General features: G+C 51.7%; 16 protein-coding genes. 14 read left to right on the top strand and 2 right to left on the bottom strand.

Going from position 1 to position 15,227, the window contains the following annotated elements:
• Positions 1-29: 29 nt before the first annotated feature.
• The 4 genes from iolG (at position 30) to AC0YNU_RS05760 (ending at position 3,704) form a co-directional block, all read left to right on the top strand.
• Positions 30-1,076: a bifunctional inositol 2-dehydrogenase/D-chiro-inositol 1-dehydrogenase gene (gene iolG, locus AC0YNU_RS05775; protein WP_475754157.1), complete on the top strand. Its 1,047-nt coding sequence runs from the start codon at positions 30-32 to the stop codon at positions 1,074-1,076.
• Between the two features lie 98 nt (positions 1,077-1,174).
• A complete protein-coding gene (locus AC0YNU_RS05770; RefSeq protein WP_475754155.1) occupies positions 1,175-2,173 on the top strand; it encodes a LacI family DNA-binding transcriptional regulator in 999 nt (332 codons plus the stop codon).
• A gap of 32 nt (positions 2,174-2,205) precedes the next feature.
• Positions 2,206-2,907 (top strand): HAD family hydrolase, encoded by a 702-nt coding sequence (locus AC0YNU_RS05765; RefSeq protein ID WP_475754153.1) that lies wholly within the window; start codon positions 2,206-2,208, stop codon positions 2,905-2,907.
• A gap of 236 nt (positions 2,908-3,143) precedes the next feature.
• Complete coding sequence (locus tag AC0YNU_RS05760) at positions 3,144-3,704, top strand: NADPH-dependent FMN reductase (RefSeq protein ID WP_475754151.1); 561 nt, start codon at positions 3,144-3,146, stop codon at positions 3,702-3,704.
• Positions 3,705-3,886: 182 nt separating this feature from the next.
• Here the strand turns inward: AC0YNU_RS05760 and AC0YNU_RS05755 are convergent, their stop codons facing one another.
• Positions 3,887-4,279: a hypothetical protein gene (locus AC0YNU_RS05755; protein WP_475754148.1), complete on the bottom strand. Its 393-nt coding sequence runs from the start codon at positions 4,277-4,279 to the stop codon at positions 3,887-3,889.
• 254 nt (positions 4,280-4,533) lie between these two features.
• Between AC0YNU_RS05755 and AC0YNU_RS05750 the strand changes: the two genes are divergently transcribed.
• From AC0YNU_RS05750 to AC0YNU_RS05740, 3 genes are all read left to right on the top strand, one after another.
• The gene (locus tag AC0YNU_RS05750) at positions 4,534-4,893 is read left to right on the top strand and encodes a winged helix-turn-helix transcriptional regulator (RefSeq protein WP_475754145.1); all 360 of its coding nucleotides are present in this window, start codon (positions 4,534-4,536) and stop codon (positions 4,891-4,893) included.
• 285 nt (positions 4,894-5,178) lie between these two features.
• Positions 5,179-5,805 carry an FMN-dependent NADH-azoreductase gene (locus tag AC0YNU_RS05745; RefSeq protein ID WP_475754143.1) on the top strand — a complete coding sequence of 209 codons (627 nt, stop codon included), beginning with the start codon at positions 5,179-5,181 and terminating at the stop codon, positions 5,803-5,805.
• Between the two features lie 178 nt (positions 5,806-5,983).
• Positions 5,984-7,057, top strand: a complete 1,074-nt coding sequence (locus AC0YNU_RS05740) for a copper amine oxidase N-terminal domain-containing protein (protein ID WP_475754141.1) — start codon at positions 5,984-5,986, stop codon at positions 7,055-7,057.
• Positions 7,058-7,156: 99 nt separating this feature from the next.
• Here the strand turns inward: AC0YNU_RS05740 and AC0YNU_RS05735 are convergent, their stop codons facing one another.
• A complete protein-coding gene (locus tag AC0YNU_RS05735; RefSeq protein ID WP_475754139.1) occupies positions 7,157-7,957 on the bottom strand; it encodes a class I SAM-dependent methyltransferase in 801 nt (266 codons plus the stop codon).
• Between the two features lie 247 nt (positions 7,958-8,204).
• Here AC0YNU_RS05735 and AC0YNU_RS05730 point away from each other — a divergent pair, with 247 nt between their 5' ends.
• The 7 genes from AC0YNU_RS05730 (at position 8,205) to AC0YNU_RS05700 (ending at position 15,173) form a co-directional block, all read left to right on the top strand.
• Positions 8,205-9,602: a spore germination protein gene (locus AC0YNU_RS05730; RefSeq protein ID WP_475754137.1), complete on the top strand. Its 1,398-nt coding sequence runs from the start codon at positions 8,205-8,207 to the stop codon at positions 9,600-9,602.
• On the top strand, positions 9,599-10,765 hold the full coding sequence (locus tag AC0YNU_RS05725; RefSeq protein ID WP_475754134.1) for a Ger(x)C family spore germination protein: 1,167 nt from the start codon (positions 9,599-9,601) through the stop codon (positions 10,763-10,765). Before AC0YNU_RS05730 ends, AC0YNU_RS05725 begins: the two co-directional genes overlap by 4 nt.
• The gene (locus AC0YNU_RS05720) at positions 10,762-11,859 is read left to right on the top strand and encodes a GerAB/ArcD/ProY family transporter (RefSeq protein WP_475754132.1); all 1,098 of its coding nucleotides are present in this window, start codon (positions 10,762-10,764) and stop codon (positions 11,857-11,859) included. The genes AC0YNU_RS05725 and AC0YNU_RS05720 overlap by 4 nt, the downstream gene beginning before the upstream one ends.
• 113 nt (positions 11,860-11,972) lie before the next feature.
• Positions 11,973-12,998 carry an NADH:flavin oxidoreductase/NADH oxidase gene (locus AC0YNU_RS05715; protein ID WP_475754130.1) on the top strand — a complete coding sequence of 342 codons (1,026 nt, stop codon included), beginning with the start codon at positions 11,973-11,975 and terminating at the stop codon, positions 12,996-12,998.
• A 24-nt stretch (positions 12,999-13,022) separates the two neighbouring features.
• Positions 13,023-13,682 (top strand): type 1 glutamine amidotransferase domain-containing protein, encoded by a 660-nt coding sequence (locus tag AC0YNU_RS05710; RefSeq protein WP_475754128.1) that lies wholly within the window; start codon positions 13,023-13,025, stop codon positions 13,680-13,682.
• A 60-nt stretch (positions 13,683-13,742) separates the two neighbouring features.
• Positions 13,743-14,219 carry a DinB family protein gene (locus tag AC0YNU_RS05705; RefSeq protein ID WP_475754126.1) on the top strand — a complete coding sequence of 159 codons (477 nt, stop codon included), beginning with the start codon at positions 13,743-13,745 and terminating at the stop codon, positions 14,217-14,219.
• 84 nt (positions 14,220-14,303) lie between these two features.
• Positions 14,304-15,173 carry a LysR family transcriptional regulator gene (locus AC0YNU_RS05700; RefSeq protein ID WP_475754124.1) on the top strand — a complete coding sequence of 290 codons (870 nt, stop codon included), beginning with the start codon at positions 14,304-14,306 and terminating at the stop codon, positions 15,171-15,173.
• Positions 15,174-15,227: the final 54 nt, after the last annotated feature.

Raw genomic sequence — 15,227 nt, 5'->3', positions numbered from 1 at the left:
CAGACGATTCGAGGGGAGCATAAGGACATATGACATTACGGGTAGGCGTAATCGGAACCGGCGCGATCGGCCGGGAGCATATTCGCCGAATGACGCAGGTGTTGAAGGGAGCGGAGGTTGTCGCCGTGACGGACGTCAACGCGGCACAGGTGCAAGATGTCGTGGATACATTAAAGCTGCGGGCCGCCGTCTATGAGAACGGGCAGGAGCTGATCCGCGCGCAAGACGTGGACGCGGTCATGGTTACGTCCTGGGGAGCGACGCACGAGGAATTCGTGCTGGCGTCGATCGCGGCGGGCAAACCGGTGTTCTGCGAGAAGCCGTTGGCCTTGACGGCGGAAGGCTGCAGGTCCATCGTCGAAGCGGAAGCGGCGTGCGGCAGGCAGCTGGTGCAGGTGGGCTACATGCGCCGTTACGACCGGGGTTACCGCGCGTTGAAAGAGACGCTGGTCAGCGGCGCGATCGGCGAGCCGCTCATTCTGAACTGCGCGCATCGCAACGTGTCGGTGCCGGAATTCTATACGCGGGATATGTCCATCGTCGATACGTTCATCCACGAGCTGGATGTTCACCGGTGGCTGTTGGACGACGATTACGTATCCGTCCAAGTGGTTCGGCCTCGCCAGTCGCGTCTGGCGGGCAGCCATCTGCAAGACCCGCTGCTCGTCTACATGGAGACGGCAAAGGGCGTCCGGATCAACGGCGAGATCTTCGTCAACTGCAACTACGGCTACGACATCCAATGCCAGCTCGTCGGCGAAACGGGCATCGCCAGCCTGCCCGAGCCGATGAGCGTGACGATGCGCAGCGGAGCGAAGCTGTCCACCGGCCTGCTGACCGATTGGAAGGAACGTTTCATCGAAGCGTACGATATTGAGCTCCAGGACTGGATCGACTCGACTTTGCGCGGGGAAATGAACGGTCCGTCTGCCTGGGACGGCTACGCGGCGGCCATCGCTTCCGACGCCTGCCTGGAAGCGCGCGACTCGGGCGCCATCGTGCCGATTTCGATGCCGGAGCGTCCGTCGTTCTATCGTAAACATGCTGAAGACAAGGCAGCGAACGCAATAGGATAAGGAGGGGACGCCAGGCGGGCGAACGGCTTGGCGTCCTTCCCATATCTCGGCCGATTCGCTATACTGGACAAAACGAGAAGAGATGAGAGCGTGCTGCGATGAAATCGACGATTTACGATATTGCCAGAGCGGCGGGCGTATCGACGGCCACCGTATCCAAGGTGATCAACGATAAAGGTAAAATCAGCGAGAAGACGCGAAATAAGATCAAACAAATCATGAACGAGCAGCGCTATGAACCGAGCGTGATGGCATCCGCCATGAAGGGTAAGGGGACGCGCACGATCGCGCTGATTATTCCGGACATCGACAACCCGGTCTATGCCGAATATTTGAAGCGAATCGAAGCGAGGGGCCACGAGCTGGGCTATACGATCGTCATGGCGACTACGGAGCGGGATTCCGAGAAAGAGGAGCGCCATATCTCCCTGCTCCGGCGCAAGGTGGACGGTTACATTATCGCGGCGCGTTTCAACAATATCGGTCTCTTGCAGGAGCTGACCGAAGACGGCGTGCCGGTCGTCCTCTTCGCCCATGAGCGCGACGAGCTCTCCGTGGACAGCGTGACCGCCGACGACTATCTGGGCGGCTACCGGGCTACCGAATATTTGCTGGAACTGGGTCACGTTCGCATCGGCATGGTGGGCGAAGACACGCTCAGCAGCCACGAGCGAATTCGAGGCTACAGGCAGGCGCTGCAAGACCGCGGCTTCCATGTAGATAATAGCCTCATCCGCGTCGGCGGCCATACGATCGACGGGGCGGCCGTGCAGGCCGGCATCCTGCTCGACCGGGCGGAGCGCCCGACGGCGATCTTCGGCTACAACGATGTCTCCGCCGTAGGCTCCATGCTGGCGGCAAGAACGCGCGGCATCCGCATGCCTGCGGAGCTGTCGGTCATCGGGTATGACAATACGATTCTGTGCGAGATCATGGAACCGAAGCTTACGTCGGTCTCGATGCCGACGAAGGAGCTGGGGAACCGGGTCATGGAGCTATTGATTCGCCGTATCGACGGCGGCGACATGTCGAAGCAGCGCATTCGGTTGCTGCCCGAGCTCGCAGTTAGAGAGTCGACCGCGCGGCCGGGAGGCTGATGGATTGAAAACGCGGGAAAGGAAGGGTCATCATGACAGCCATGAAGTCTTGGGCCAACGGAATTCGTTGGCTATTTTTGGATCTCGGCGAGACGCTGATCGACGAGTCGGAAGCCATGCGCGACATTATCGGCCAGTTCGTGAAGGGGGCGGAAGCAGTTGGGCTGCGCTTTGCGCCAGAACAAGTGCGCCAAGCCATTCGAGACGGTTATCGCCGGTTCGAGGCGTCTCCGATGCGGGTACTCATGGAACAGTGGGTGCCGGATGACGTCCAGCGCTCCCAGATCTGGAAAAGCATGAAATACCGCAAGGAGCTGGAACGTCCGTATGCCGGAGCTATTCCGCTCCTTCGGACGCTTGCCTCCCGATATCGGCTCGGCATTATCGCCAATCAAGGACCTGGAACGCGCGAAAGAATCGACTCGTACGGCTTCGCTCCGTTCATCGACGTCTGCTGTGCGTCGGCCGAGGCGGGATTGGCGAAGCCGGATCCGCGCTTTTTCCAACTCGCGTTGGAGCAGGCCGGCTGCAAGCCGGAGCAGGCGGTCATGATCGGCGATCGCATCGATAATGATATCGTTCCGGCCAAACGATTAGGCATGCGGGCGATCCTTATCCGGCAAGGCGATGCGCGCGATCAGCCGATTCCGGACGGACCGGATACGCCCGATGCGATCGTGAATCGACTCGACGAGCTGTTGGCGTTGCTGGCATCAGACTACGCTTCGTCGTGAACAGGAACGCACATCGAACCACCCAGTCTTTCTTAAGATAGCTCAATAAGCTGCGACTGCTTCTCGGTATTCTACCGGGAAGCGGTCGTTTTTGTTTTCTCATAAATCCGGTTTTGCTTATACAAAACGTGTATCACAGGACCCGGAATATTAAGTGCTCCGTGCTCCGGGAATAATTAAGATGAACATCGCGCATCTTAGTTTAGAAATAACCAGAAGATGGAGGAACTATTGTTATGATTAAAATTGGCATTATTATTGGAAGCACGCGTCCCGGCCGCAACGGAGAGGCGGTAGCTCGCTGGACTTACGATATCGCTAAAAAGAGAAATGACGCCGAGTATGAACTGGTGGATATCGCCGACTTCAATTTACCGATTTACGATGAGCCGATTCCACCGGCTATGGGGCAACCGTATTCAAAACAACATACAAAAGCCTGGTCGGAAAAAATTGCCTCGTTCGATGGCTACGTATTCGTAACTCCCGAATACAACCATGCCACATCGGGAGCGCTCAAAAACGCGATCGATTTCTTATTTCAGGAATGGAACAATAAAGCGGCGGGTTTCGTCGGGTACGGCAGTCTTGGGGGAGCTCGGGCAGTAGAAAACTTACGGCTTATTATGGGAGAGCTGCAGATCGCGGACGTTCGCGCGCAAGTCGCTCTTTCACTTCGCGATGATTTCGAGAATTACAGCGTGTTCAAACCGTCACCGTATCACGAAGCGACCGTGGACAGCATGTTGGAACAGGTGGTAGCTTGGTCCGGAGCATTACAACCGCTGAGGAAATAAGGAAAACTTTCATAGCCGAACATAAAAGGCCACGTTTTTACTCGGCTTTTTATGCTAAAGGATTGAATGTAGCATATTTGTAAGTGGAAATGAACAACGAAAACGGCGTGCATCGATATTCAATCGGTGCGCGCTGTTTTCGTTTCAGTTTCGCCGGAAGGCGGGATTTCTTCTTCAGGTGATCAAGCAGCTATTTCGGATAACCATACAACCGCATTGTGAATGCCGTCGAATTCGTAATGCTGCATTTGCGTGACCTTTTCTTCACTAGCTTCTCTATGCAAATCGTTGTTGGCAGCCGAGCTCTTAGAATTAACGGTAGCCGAGTATTGAATGCCCGCATTCAATAATCTAGGAAGCCACTCTTCGGACAACCACTTCATGTCTTGATCCAAAACCAAGATATGACTATTATCGAACAAAGCCTTCTTCGCCTTCTTGATGACGGCTAATTCGATCAATTTATCCAAAGGTTCGCGGAGTTCATCCCCTTTGGCAAAGGAATGCCAACGAATGACTACCGATTCAATGACGTCATCCCAAAAAATGTGGGCTTTTTTATAGTTATATTCCATGCTGATTCTCTCCTTCGCTTGAAACATCGTGTTCCGATAGTTACACTATAATACGAAAAGGTTCTATACATGTAATTCATATATTTTAGATTTGCTATAGACCTGATCTATGATAAGCTGACCGGAACATTCTCCCTTCCGGAAAAGCTTAATGTCGTTACATATGCTATTATAAGTACACGTTTGAATGGGGGAAGGAGACACTCTCGAGTGTCAACCACACTTTATGGATACCCCATGGAAGGAGTTAGATGATGACCACGGATCCAAATCATGAAGCTTGCGCAGTTGATTCCGCGCTGGACGTGCTCTTCGGCAAATGGAAAACTTCCATTCTCTTTGCATTGTTTCAAGGCACCAAGCGATTCAGCGAGCTGCAAAAAAGCATTCCCGGCGTAACGAAAAAAATGTTGATTTCACATTTGCGTGATCTGGAGGAGCAAGATATTATTCAGCGCATCGTGTATCCCAGCGTTCCGCCGCGAGTGGAATATTCGCTTACCGAAGCCGGTCAAAGTCTGGACCCGATTCTCGAATCGATGCATCAATGGGGAAAAAAACACGAAGAGCACTTGAGGCGCAAACGGAGCAGGGAAGTCGTCAAGCCATCCTAATAGCGAAATAGCGAACACTTTTGTCATAGAAGCTGTCTTGACGCCGCGAAGGCGCATCAAGACAGCTTTCTTGTTTTTAACGCCAAAGGTTACCTAAAAGTGACTTAGTCTATAAAAATGTAACGTCTTCACGACGAACGGATTCGAACTTATACTTCATGTAGACACTCCTTGCAGTGTCCGACCAAAACACTACTTACTGGCGGAAAAGCTGGATCGGTCATTCCGGAATGGCCGAATGCCGCTTATTCCGCCGAATACCAACACACTTCGGAGGCAACTAACATGGCTAACGTATTATTTGTAAAATCGAACGATCGCCCGTCTGACGTAGCAATCAGCAACCAAATGTATCATCAGTTTCTGACCAGCTATCAAGCAGCGAACCCGAACGATACCATCACGGAATTGGATTTGTTCGAGAAGAACCTTCCTTATTTCGGAAACGTTGTATTAACGGGACTGTATAAAGAGTCCAAAGGGATCGAAGTGACGGACGAAGAAAGAATCGCCGTGGATGCCGCTAATGCCTATATGAATCAGTTCCTGAGTTCGGATAAAATCGTATTCGCGTTCCCGCTATGGAATTTCACGGTTCCGGCTCCATTGATCAACTACGTATCTTATCTCTCGCAGGCTGGGAAAACGTTCAAGTACACGTCGGATGGCCCGGTCGGCTTGGTCGGCGACAAAAAAGTCGTACTGCTCACCGCCCGCGGCGGCGATTATTCGTCGGAGGCCATGCAATCGCTCGAAATGGCACAAAATTACATGCAAACGATCCTTCGATTCTGGGGAGTCCATCAGCCGGAGGTCGTCGTCATCGAAGGTCACGCGCAGTATGCGGATCGCGCGAAGGATATTATCGAGAACGGCTTGAAGGAGACTGCCGCGGTAGCCGCGGCGTTCTAACCGGATCCCGTTAATCGTCGAAACCAGCGCCGATGCAAAATAAAGGCCAACGGAAATCGGGCATGATCCCGATTTCCGTTGGCCTTTTATGACGCAAAGGGCTGCTGCAACCTATCAAGCGGCACATGCGTCTATTCTATCGTACGCTACCAAATTACAATAGGACGGTGTTAATACGATGATACGACACAAACATATCCGGACGGGACTCCTTGCGGCATTAACGCTCGTTCCCGCCCTTCCATTGGCTCAGGCGCACGCGGAGACTCCGGCTCCTTCGGCGCAAACGAGCGTTCAATTCCAGCTTGGATCAAAATTTTATACCGATCACGCAGGCAAACACGCTCTGGCGACGGCGCCTTACGTGAATGCAGGCGGTTTGACGATGGTTCCCCTTCGGGCCCTCGCGGAATCGTTATCCGCCGGCGTCGTCTGGAACCAGGCGAAGCATACGGCCACGGTGACGGGTTCTCCGTTCGGGACGCTCACGATCTCCTCGTTCGAGAACAAAGGCGGCGTATTGTTCGTTCCGGTCAGAACCATCGCCGGCCAGATGGGAGCCGCGGTCGAATGGAATAACGCTTCGCACACGGTTACGCTCTCGCACAAGAATCTCGGACAAACCTTCCGATACGACTTTAGCCAAGGTGAAGATGGATGGAAGGGCGGCTTCGCCGATCTTCCGGTCGATTACGATCCGGCTATTTACGAATTGAAATACGCCCGCGAATTGCTGCCTCTCCAAGATGGCACGAACAAGACGAATTATGGATTGAAACTCCACGGCAGCAACCGCAGCGACGACTTGTTCATGTTCCTGACGAAGAAAGTGGAGGGGCTCGAGCCGAATACGGCATACAGCGGGAACTTTACGTTCACGATGTACACCGACCAAGACGGCGGCGGCATGGGCGTCGGCGGGGCTCCCGCGGAGTCCGTGTACGTTAAGGCGGGGATTACCGGAACAGAACCTCAAGCGGTAAAAACAGGCGATGCGGGCTCGGAATTCTTCCGCATGAACATCGACAAAGGTAACCAGGCAACCGAAGGGGCCGACGCCAAAATCGTCGGGAATGTCGCAAAACCGGATTCGGGCAAACCGGGCTATCAGCCCGTCAAGTTCGAATATAAAGCTGCCGCGAAGACGAACGCCAAAGGCGAGCTCTTCCTGTTGATCGGTACCGATTCCGGATTCGAAGGGATTTCGACTCTTTATTTCGACGACGTTAGCCTGACGGTGGCGAAGAAATAATCGGTTATCGGCAGGTTTTAAGATAGAATGGCGATGCACCGGGAACGCTCCCGGCATCGCCATTTTTTATTGCAGCCGGAATGTCCGACTGCCTATGCGTTATGTTCTCCGCGCCTTCAACATCATGTAACTTCCCTCGAAGCTGAGCAGCTTGCCGTTCTCGCTGCGGACCTTAAGCTGCTGCTGATCCGCATTGGGCCAGTTCAGCATATCCGTCTCTAACTCTTGCTGAATCTGCTCGGATACATTCATTCGGGCACACCAGGCAGCAAACTCGAACGGTTTGCCGGTCTGCAGCAGCTGTTCCACCCGGAAGCCGGCCAGTTCGATCCGGCGTATCCACTCCGTTTTCTTCCAAGCGCGGAAGTGGCTGGGGTCCCGTCGTTGTTCGATATCATTATAGAGGTTGTCGATCCGATCCGCTTCCGGGGCGATGTTGTCCATCAGAATAAAGCATCCGCCGCGCTTCAATACGCGCCATGATTCCTGTACGAACCGGTCGGGATCAGGAAAGTGATGAGCGGCGATGCGGCACGTGACCAGATCGAATTGTTCTTGGGCAAAAGGAAGGTTCTCCGCGTCCCCAACAACGTACTTGATATTCAGGCATCCCTTCCCGGCAAGAAAAGCTTCCGCTTCTTCCAGCATCTCGGCCGTAATATCCAGCGTGGTCACTTCATCGACACAGGAGGACAACGCCAAGGCGCAATGTCCGCCTCCGGTAGCGATATCGAGCGCCTGCGCGGCATTCTCTGCTTGGGACCACTCGATTAATTGGTTCAAATCTTGCCCGGATGCATGACGTGGGCTAGCAACATACTTAGCAGCATTAGCTCCAAATTGGGCTTTCACCTGTTCCTTTTTGTCCATTTCATCACTCCTCAATGTTTCATTGTACAAAACAAGGTTTCAAAAATAGATCCAATAAGTGAAAATATAACATGCTTCCTTATTTTTGTAAATACGGAGGGTCCTATCCCGCTCGCTTTCGTCCGCGCCTATTTTGATGCCAAGTTTCTAGGATGCAAATAGCCATCGGACAAGGAATAACCTTCCACAAAAGTATCTCTCACCCTGTTCAATCGAATAATAAAGCCCGCCTCCGCAAATAATAGGCGATGAATTTCAGGGAAAAGGCGGGAGCGGCATGGTATCGAGCAATCCAGTGGATGTGAGCGAGAGCTTAACGGTCAATCAAAACGCGATGCAGGACATTTTTCGTAATTGTGCCGATGTCGTGTACAGACCGTTGAAACTATCGGATCGCTCGAGCCTTCTTCTCGTTTATATTGAGGAATTAACGGATTCGAATAAATTGGAGCAGATTATATCGGCCTGCATGATAGGCGGCGATTTCGACCGGCTGACGCAGTATAAGATCGCGAGCCGCTTCTCGGAAATCGTGGCAAAGGTCCTGAAGGGAAGTACGGCCGTCTTCATGGACGGCAAGCCGTTCGCTTATTTGGCGGAGCTTGCGGATTTCAAACAACGAGCAATCAACGAACCTTCGAACGAGGCATCCATCCGCGGTCCGCGGGAAGGATTCACCGAAGATCTCAAAACGAATCTAAGCATGATTCGAAGAATCATTAGCAGCCCGAAGCTTAAATTCGAAAATCATCAAGCCGGCGAGCTGACGAATACGACGTTCGTCGTCGCGTACATAGAAGATAAAGCCAAACCAGAATTGCTGGAAGAAGTAAAGCGAAGACTTCAAGCCTTTCAGACGAACCAACTGCTGGATTCGGGCTATATCGAGGAATTTATCGAGGACAAATCCTTATCCCTGTTTCCGCAAATTCAAAATACGGAGCGTCCGGACACCGTGTCCGCAAGTTTATTGGCCGGAAGAGTGGCCATTATCGTCGACGGGTCCCCGAATGCCCTATTGCTGCCCATGACGTTCTGGTCTGGATTCCAAGCGGCGGAAGACCATTACGAACGCTTCATCTACGTCTCGTCCGTCCGAATATTGCGGCTTCTGCTGGCCGTGATGTCCTGTCTGCTTCCTTCCATCTATGTCGCGCTCACGACTTTCCATCCTCAGATGATCCCGCTTGCGCTGATGCTGAGCATTTCGGCATCCAGAGAAGGCATTCCGTTCCCGACCGTCATCGAAACGCTGCTGATGGAGCTGATGTTCGAAGGATTGCGGGAAGCCGGCCTGCGGCTGCCGAAAGCGATCGGATCGGCCGTGAGCATCGTCGGCGCGCTGGTCATCGGGGAAGCCGCCGTCCAAGCCGGGTTCATCTCGGCTCCCATCGTGATGATCGTAGCCGGCACCGGGATTGCGTCGTTCGCCTTTCCCAGCTATAGCCTGGCATTGCCGTTTCGAATATTGCGGTTTCCGCTTCTGATAATGGGCGGCGTTCTCGGTTTGTACGGCGTTGCGATCGGAATCATGTTCATCATGATTCATTTGGTGACGCTCAAGTCTTTCGGGATGCCGTATTTAAAACCGGTTGCTCCCATCGGGGTGAATTTCTGGAAGGATTCGCTAATACGCATGAATAAACGATACATATCGGCTCTGCGAAAACAATGAAGAAAATCGGTTGTGTTGTCCTGCTTACGCTGCAGGCGCTAATGCTCTCCGGATGCTGGGACAGAAATGAAATCAACGATTATGCGTTCTGGATCGGAGACGCGTTAGACTTGACCGAGGACGGACAGTTGCAGAAGAGCGCTCAAATCGCGGTTCCCGCCGGCTTCAAGGGCATGAACGGAGGAGGGGGAGGCGGCCAGCAAAGGGCGAACATCGTCGTATCCGTAACCGGTTCGTCGATCATTAATTTGACGCAGAAAGTTCAGGACAAGCTGCCGCGCAAGGTGTTTCTCGGACATCGCAGATCGATCTTCATCGGCGAGAAGCTGGCACGCAAGGGAATAGCCGATATCATGGATCAATTCACGCGAAATTCGGATACGCGGATGCGCACGGATATCTTTGTCGTGAACAACGGGGAAGGAAAGGACGTATTGGACGTCAACAGCCCGTTCAATCAATTCTCGTCGATCGTGGCCGTCGATCAAGATCGGTTTTGTCGCCTGGGGGATACGGCATTGCGGGATCTCTTGCTCGACGTCGGACGGGACGGCGTTCGACCTTCGATGCCGATGGTTGAAATTTCACCAAGGAACAAGCAAGAGAAGCATCAGGTGTTCGACGTGAGGTCCGCCGCGATCTTTAATAAACATTTGCAGATGGTCGGCGAAGTGAGCGGCAGAGAGTCCTTGGAATTGTTCTGGGTCAAAGGCGTGCTGCAAAATCTATTCATTACGGAAGAAACGGAAGAAGGCACCGTATCCTTGTATGAATCCAGCTTGAAGAAATCCATCCGGACCGAAATCGTCGGAAATCATCTTAAAGCCTACGTGAAGCTGGAGGGAAGCGGGAGAGTGCTTGAGAACAACACGAATGCCGATATTTCCTCTTCGTCCGAGCGCGTCACGTTGGAACGCAAACTGAATGCGATGAAAGCCAAGCAAGTCGAAGCCACGATCAAGAAGCTTCAACAGAAATACGGACAAGACGCATTCGGAATCGGAGAAGAGTTTCACCGAGAGCATCCATACAAATGGAAGGAATTGCGAAGCAAATGGGATCAACTATTCCCGACCGTGGAAGTAGCGGTCACGGTTAAATTAAGAATCCAAAATACAGGCGATATCGGCAAGCGCATTCCGGGAATAGGGGACTCAAGATGAAAATATCGGTTTGGCAATTGTTTTGGATGTTCACGACGTTGGAGATATCGATGAGCATATGGCTGACCATATCGCCGACGATCGAAATCGCCAGACAGGACGCCTGGCTTTCCATTGCGGTGGCAGGCGTCATCGGACTTGCCGTCACGCTGATTTTAGTCATCGTCAGTCAGCGGCATTCGTCGCAAACGCTGGTTGAATTTACCCAGAAGCTGTTTGGAAAGTGGATCGGAAAACTGATCGGGGCGTTGTATATCGCGGTATGGTTTTCGGTTTCGTCTGATATATTGCGCATATTTTCATTATTTATAAAGCAATATCTGTTCCATGATACGCCGATCTGGATCATCGCCGCCCTGATGGTCGCGGCAATGGTGTATATCAACTACGCGGGAAGCGTCGAAGCCATTGCCCGCTTCAGCGAAATGGCGGGGCCGTTGCTGTTGCTAGGCATCCTCATTACGTTCGGATTGAACATTCCCAATTTGCAACCTTCGCTCCTTCTGCCCGTATATGCGGACTCCGGCGCCATCGCCATATTGAAGGGATCGCTCGTCAATGCGTCCTTTCTCGGGGAATCCATGATGATCATGATGCTGACGCCTTTCATCGCGAAGCCGCAAAAGCTGCTCAAGCCTGTGCTATTGGCCATTTGCGTTCCATCCGTGCTCGCGGTCGCGGTGACCGTTATGGTGATTTCGACCTTTGGGAACAATATCGGATCGTCGCTGTTTTTTCCGTATTTTACGATGGTGCGATTCATTAATTACTTGGAGTTCATTCAAAACATGGATGTTTGGATCATGTTCATCTGGATCTTTAGCGTATTCGTGAAATTGGCCATTTATATGTTCATCAACAGCTATGGGACGGCTCAACTGTTCGGCGTCAAGAACTGGCGGCGAATGATCGCGTTGACCGCTCCCGTCATTTTCGCGATTTCTTTGATCCCCGCAAACGTCTTCGGGATGCTGGATTATGCGAATCTCGTCTGGATTACCTACATTTTCCCTATTTTCATCGTCGGGTTACCGATTGTTTTCCTGCTCGTTAGTCTGATTCGAGGCAAATCGCTCGCAGCCTCACCATCATAACGAATGGTTATCCCCCTCCTAATAAAAAGCGAATTCAAACCGCGGCTTCGTGATGTTACTGTATGGACATGCACAAAACGACATTCCAGCAATCGCAAAGGAGATAGCAGAGCATGCATTTGTTTGATTCGTTTAAAATAAAAGCCTTGGATCTAAAAAACCGTGTCGTTATGCCGCCTATGTGTCAATATGCGGTCACGAACAGAGACGGTATCGCAACGGAGTGGCATTACATGCACTATGTCGCTCGCGCAATCGGCGGGGCGGGGCTGATTATTATCGAGATGACGGACATAGAACCGGATGGCCGCATTACGGACTTTGATCTGGGACTATGGTCGGACGATCAAATCGCTCCGCTAAAACGAATCGTAGACGCTTGTCATCAATACGGCGCCAAAGTAGGCATTCAAATCGCCCATGCCGGCCGAAAAGCCGAGCATGCCAACGCGCCGGTTGCGCCTTCCGCGATACCTTTCGATGAACGATCAAAAACGCCAAAAGCGTTGTCGACGGAAGAGATCAAGTCCATCGTGGAAAAATTCCGTAAAGCCGCTGAACGCGCGATTAAAGCAGGCGTCGACACGATCGAGATTCACGCAGCTCACGGTTATTTGATTCATCAGTTCCAATCCTCCTATACGAACAAACGTACGGATGAATACGGGAAAGACCTGACGTTGTTTGGCAAGGAAGTCATTCATGCCGTAAAAGGAGTTATGCCTGAGGAAATGCCGCTGATCTTGCGGATTACGGCGAAAGAGTACGTCGATGGCGGCTATGACATCGAAGAAAGCATCGCTTTCTCAAAAACGTATCAGGCGGCCGGCGTGGACATGTTCCACGTCAGTTCAGGCGGTGAAGGGCCGATTCTTGCGCATGGAAAGCCGGGTACGCACGTAGCCTATCAGGTACCGATGGCACGGGCTATCAAGGAAGCTTTGCACGTCCCCGTCATTGCAGTCGGAAGATTGGACGAACCTAAGCTCGCCGATGCTGTCGTCGGCAATGAGGACGCCGATCTGGTTGCCGTGGGCAGGGGCATGCTGCGCAATCCCTATTGGGCGTTGGAAGCTGCGACAAAGCTTGGTCAGGATACTCAGATTCCAGGCGTTTACGGCATGGGTTTTAAGATTTGAAATCCACTTTCTGGAGGTAAGGGAATGACGAAACGCATTCTGATGGTGAATACGAGCGCTGATAAAATAACTGAAAATGAGCAAACGGGAATATGGTTATCCGAATTCGGCGAACCTTTCACCGCCTTTACGAAGCAGGGATACGATCTTACGATCGCAAGTATTTTGGGAGGACAAGTGCCGGTAGATCATAGGAGCTTGAATGGCGCGCCTCAGAAAATGCTCGACACCGCGCCGTATTTAGAGCATACCGTGAAACTCGACGCGGTGACCGATATCAGCGCGTATGACGCCATTTTTATTCCTGGCGGGCACGGAACCATGTTTGATTTGCCCGGCAACGAATGGCTTCAATCCATGATCCGTACCCTGTACGAAGCCGGGAAAGTAGTCGCGGCCGTCTGTCACGGACCCGCAGCACTCGTTGATGTGAAACTGTCCGACGGCAGTTATTTGGTAGCCGGGAAGAAAGTAGCCGCCTTTACCGACCAGGAAGAAAGAGAAACAACCTTAGACAAATTCATGCCTTTCCTATTGGAAACGCGGCTTCGCGAAATAGGAGCGAATGTCGTATCGGCTCCTAACTGGGCGAATAATGTTCAAGTGGACGGGAATCTTATAACGGGTCAGAATCCGCAATCGGCGGAAAGCGCGGCCGAAGCAGTCATCCGACAATTCAATTAATCATGAAACTTATGATTTTCCATTATATGCGATTCGAACAAACTTAGGAGGCCAAAATCAATGACTACTGAACTTGCTGAATTGACTACCGTGCAACAAGTGCTGAAACGCTGGAAAATGCATCGTAACGCGTTGCTTGAGCTAGCTGCGATATTACCTGAAACAAGCGGAGAATACCGTCCTTGGGAGGGTGCATTTACAACGAACGAACTGGTGCACCACCTTGCCTGGACGCCCGACTTCTTCTTTTCCGCAATCGAGGCTCGAGATATGATTATTCCGCCTGTTCCGTCCACGGTATCCGAAGCCCGCGAGCTTCTTATCCAGCTGACCGATGAACACGAAAAAAAGCTTGCTTCGTATACGGAAGCGGATTTGCAAAAGCATGCCACCATCGAATCGTTTAAAGTCACGGAACCGATCGTCGAAGTTCTTCATCGTCTAGTCGGACACGAGGCACATCACAAAGGCCAGCTCTATGTTTATGCCCGCATGCTTGGCGTTGCTCCGCCTTTTTATGTGGACTTAGCCGTATAACCATTTGCATACGCTTATCCAAAAAAATGACCGGTTCTAACCGGTCATTTTTTTCAATTCATTCGAACGACAGGAGGGGAAAGCATGAGGACGGAATGGCTGGATGCCTTTCGGCAAACGGCGGAGCTAAAGAGTTTAACGAAAGCCAGCGAAACCCTGCATATCAGTCAACCTGCGTTAAGCAAACAAATTCGCAATTTGGAAACCGAATTGGGCGCGCAATTATTGATGCGTTCATCCGTCGGAGTCACGCTAACGCCGGCTGGGCAAATTTTGCTTAAGAGCAGCAAAAATATAGAAATCGAATTAAATGCGATGCGACGGGAGATCGCGCTTCTTCAAGATGATGGAAATATCGATCTGACGATAGGTTCTTGGCCCAGCGTTGCAACCATCTATCTCCCCAGACTCATAGCAGAGAATCAGCAGGCCAAAACCAAAAAAATAGCGATAAAAATTCGCGTTTTTTATTGTTATTCCGAGTTATTGACGAATCTGGAGAACGGCACGCTGGATGCGGTGTTCTTCGATGACAGAAGCGTGAATCACGCTTACTACACGATTCCTGCGTTTACGGAAGAATTCTTCCTGTTTGTTAACGTCTATCACCATGTTTTCGGAAACAAGACGGAAGTAACGTTCGATGAAATAAGGAACGAAACTTTTGTTATGCTGTCCGAAGGCTGCGATGCGCGGAGTTTGGTTGAAGAGGAGTTTATCGCAAGGGGAGAAAAGCTGAATGTTGCGTTAGAAATCGAGCTGGGACAAAGCATTCTTGGTTTCATCCACGCAAATTTGGGCATATCCATTCTTCCCGCCATTTTCTTCTACCAGATGAACGACGCGATAAAAACGATTCGCATTTCGGATTTTGGGCTGACTCGCCAAATCTCGGCGATATCGCGGGATGTATCCGTAAACAAACAGTTAATCGACTTTATTTCCAATCCATAAGGTCGTTTCATTACGCAAGAAAAGGAAGCCAATGTAAGACCTAGATAAGGTCGT

It is taken from the genome of Paenibacillus sp. J31P316 (genome assembly GCF_056269105.1).
The sequence above is the reverse complement of the archived record's forward strand: the minus strand, read 5'-3'. Positions and strand labels throughout refer to the sequence as shown.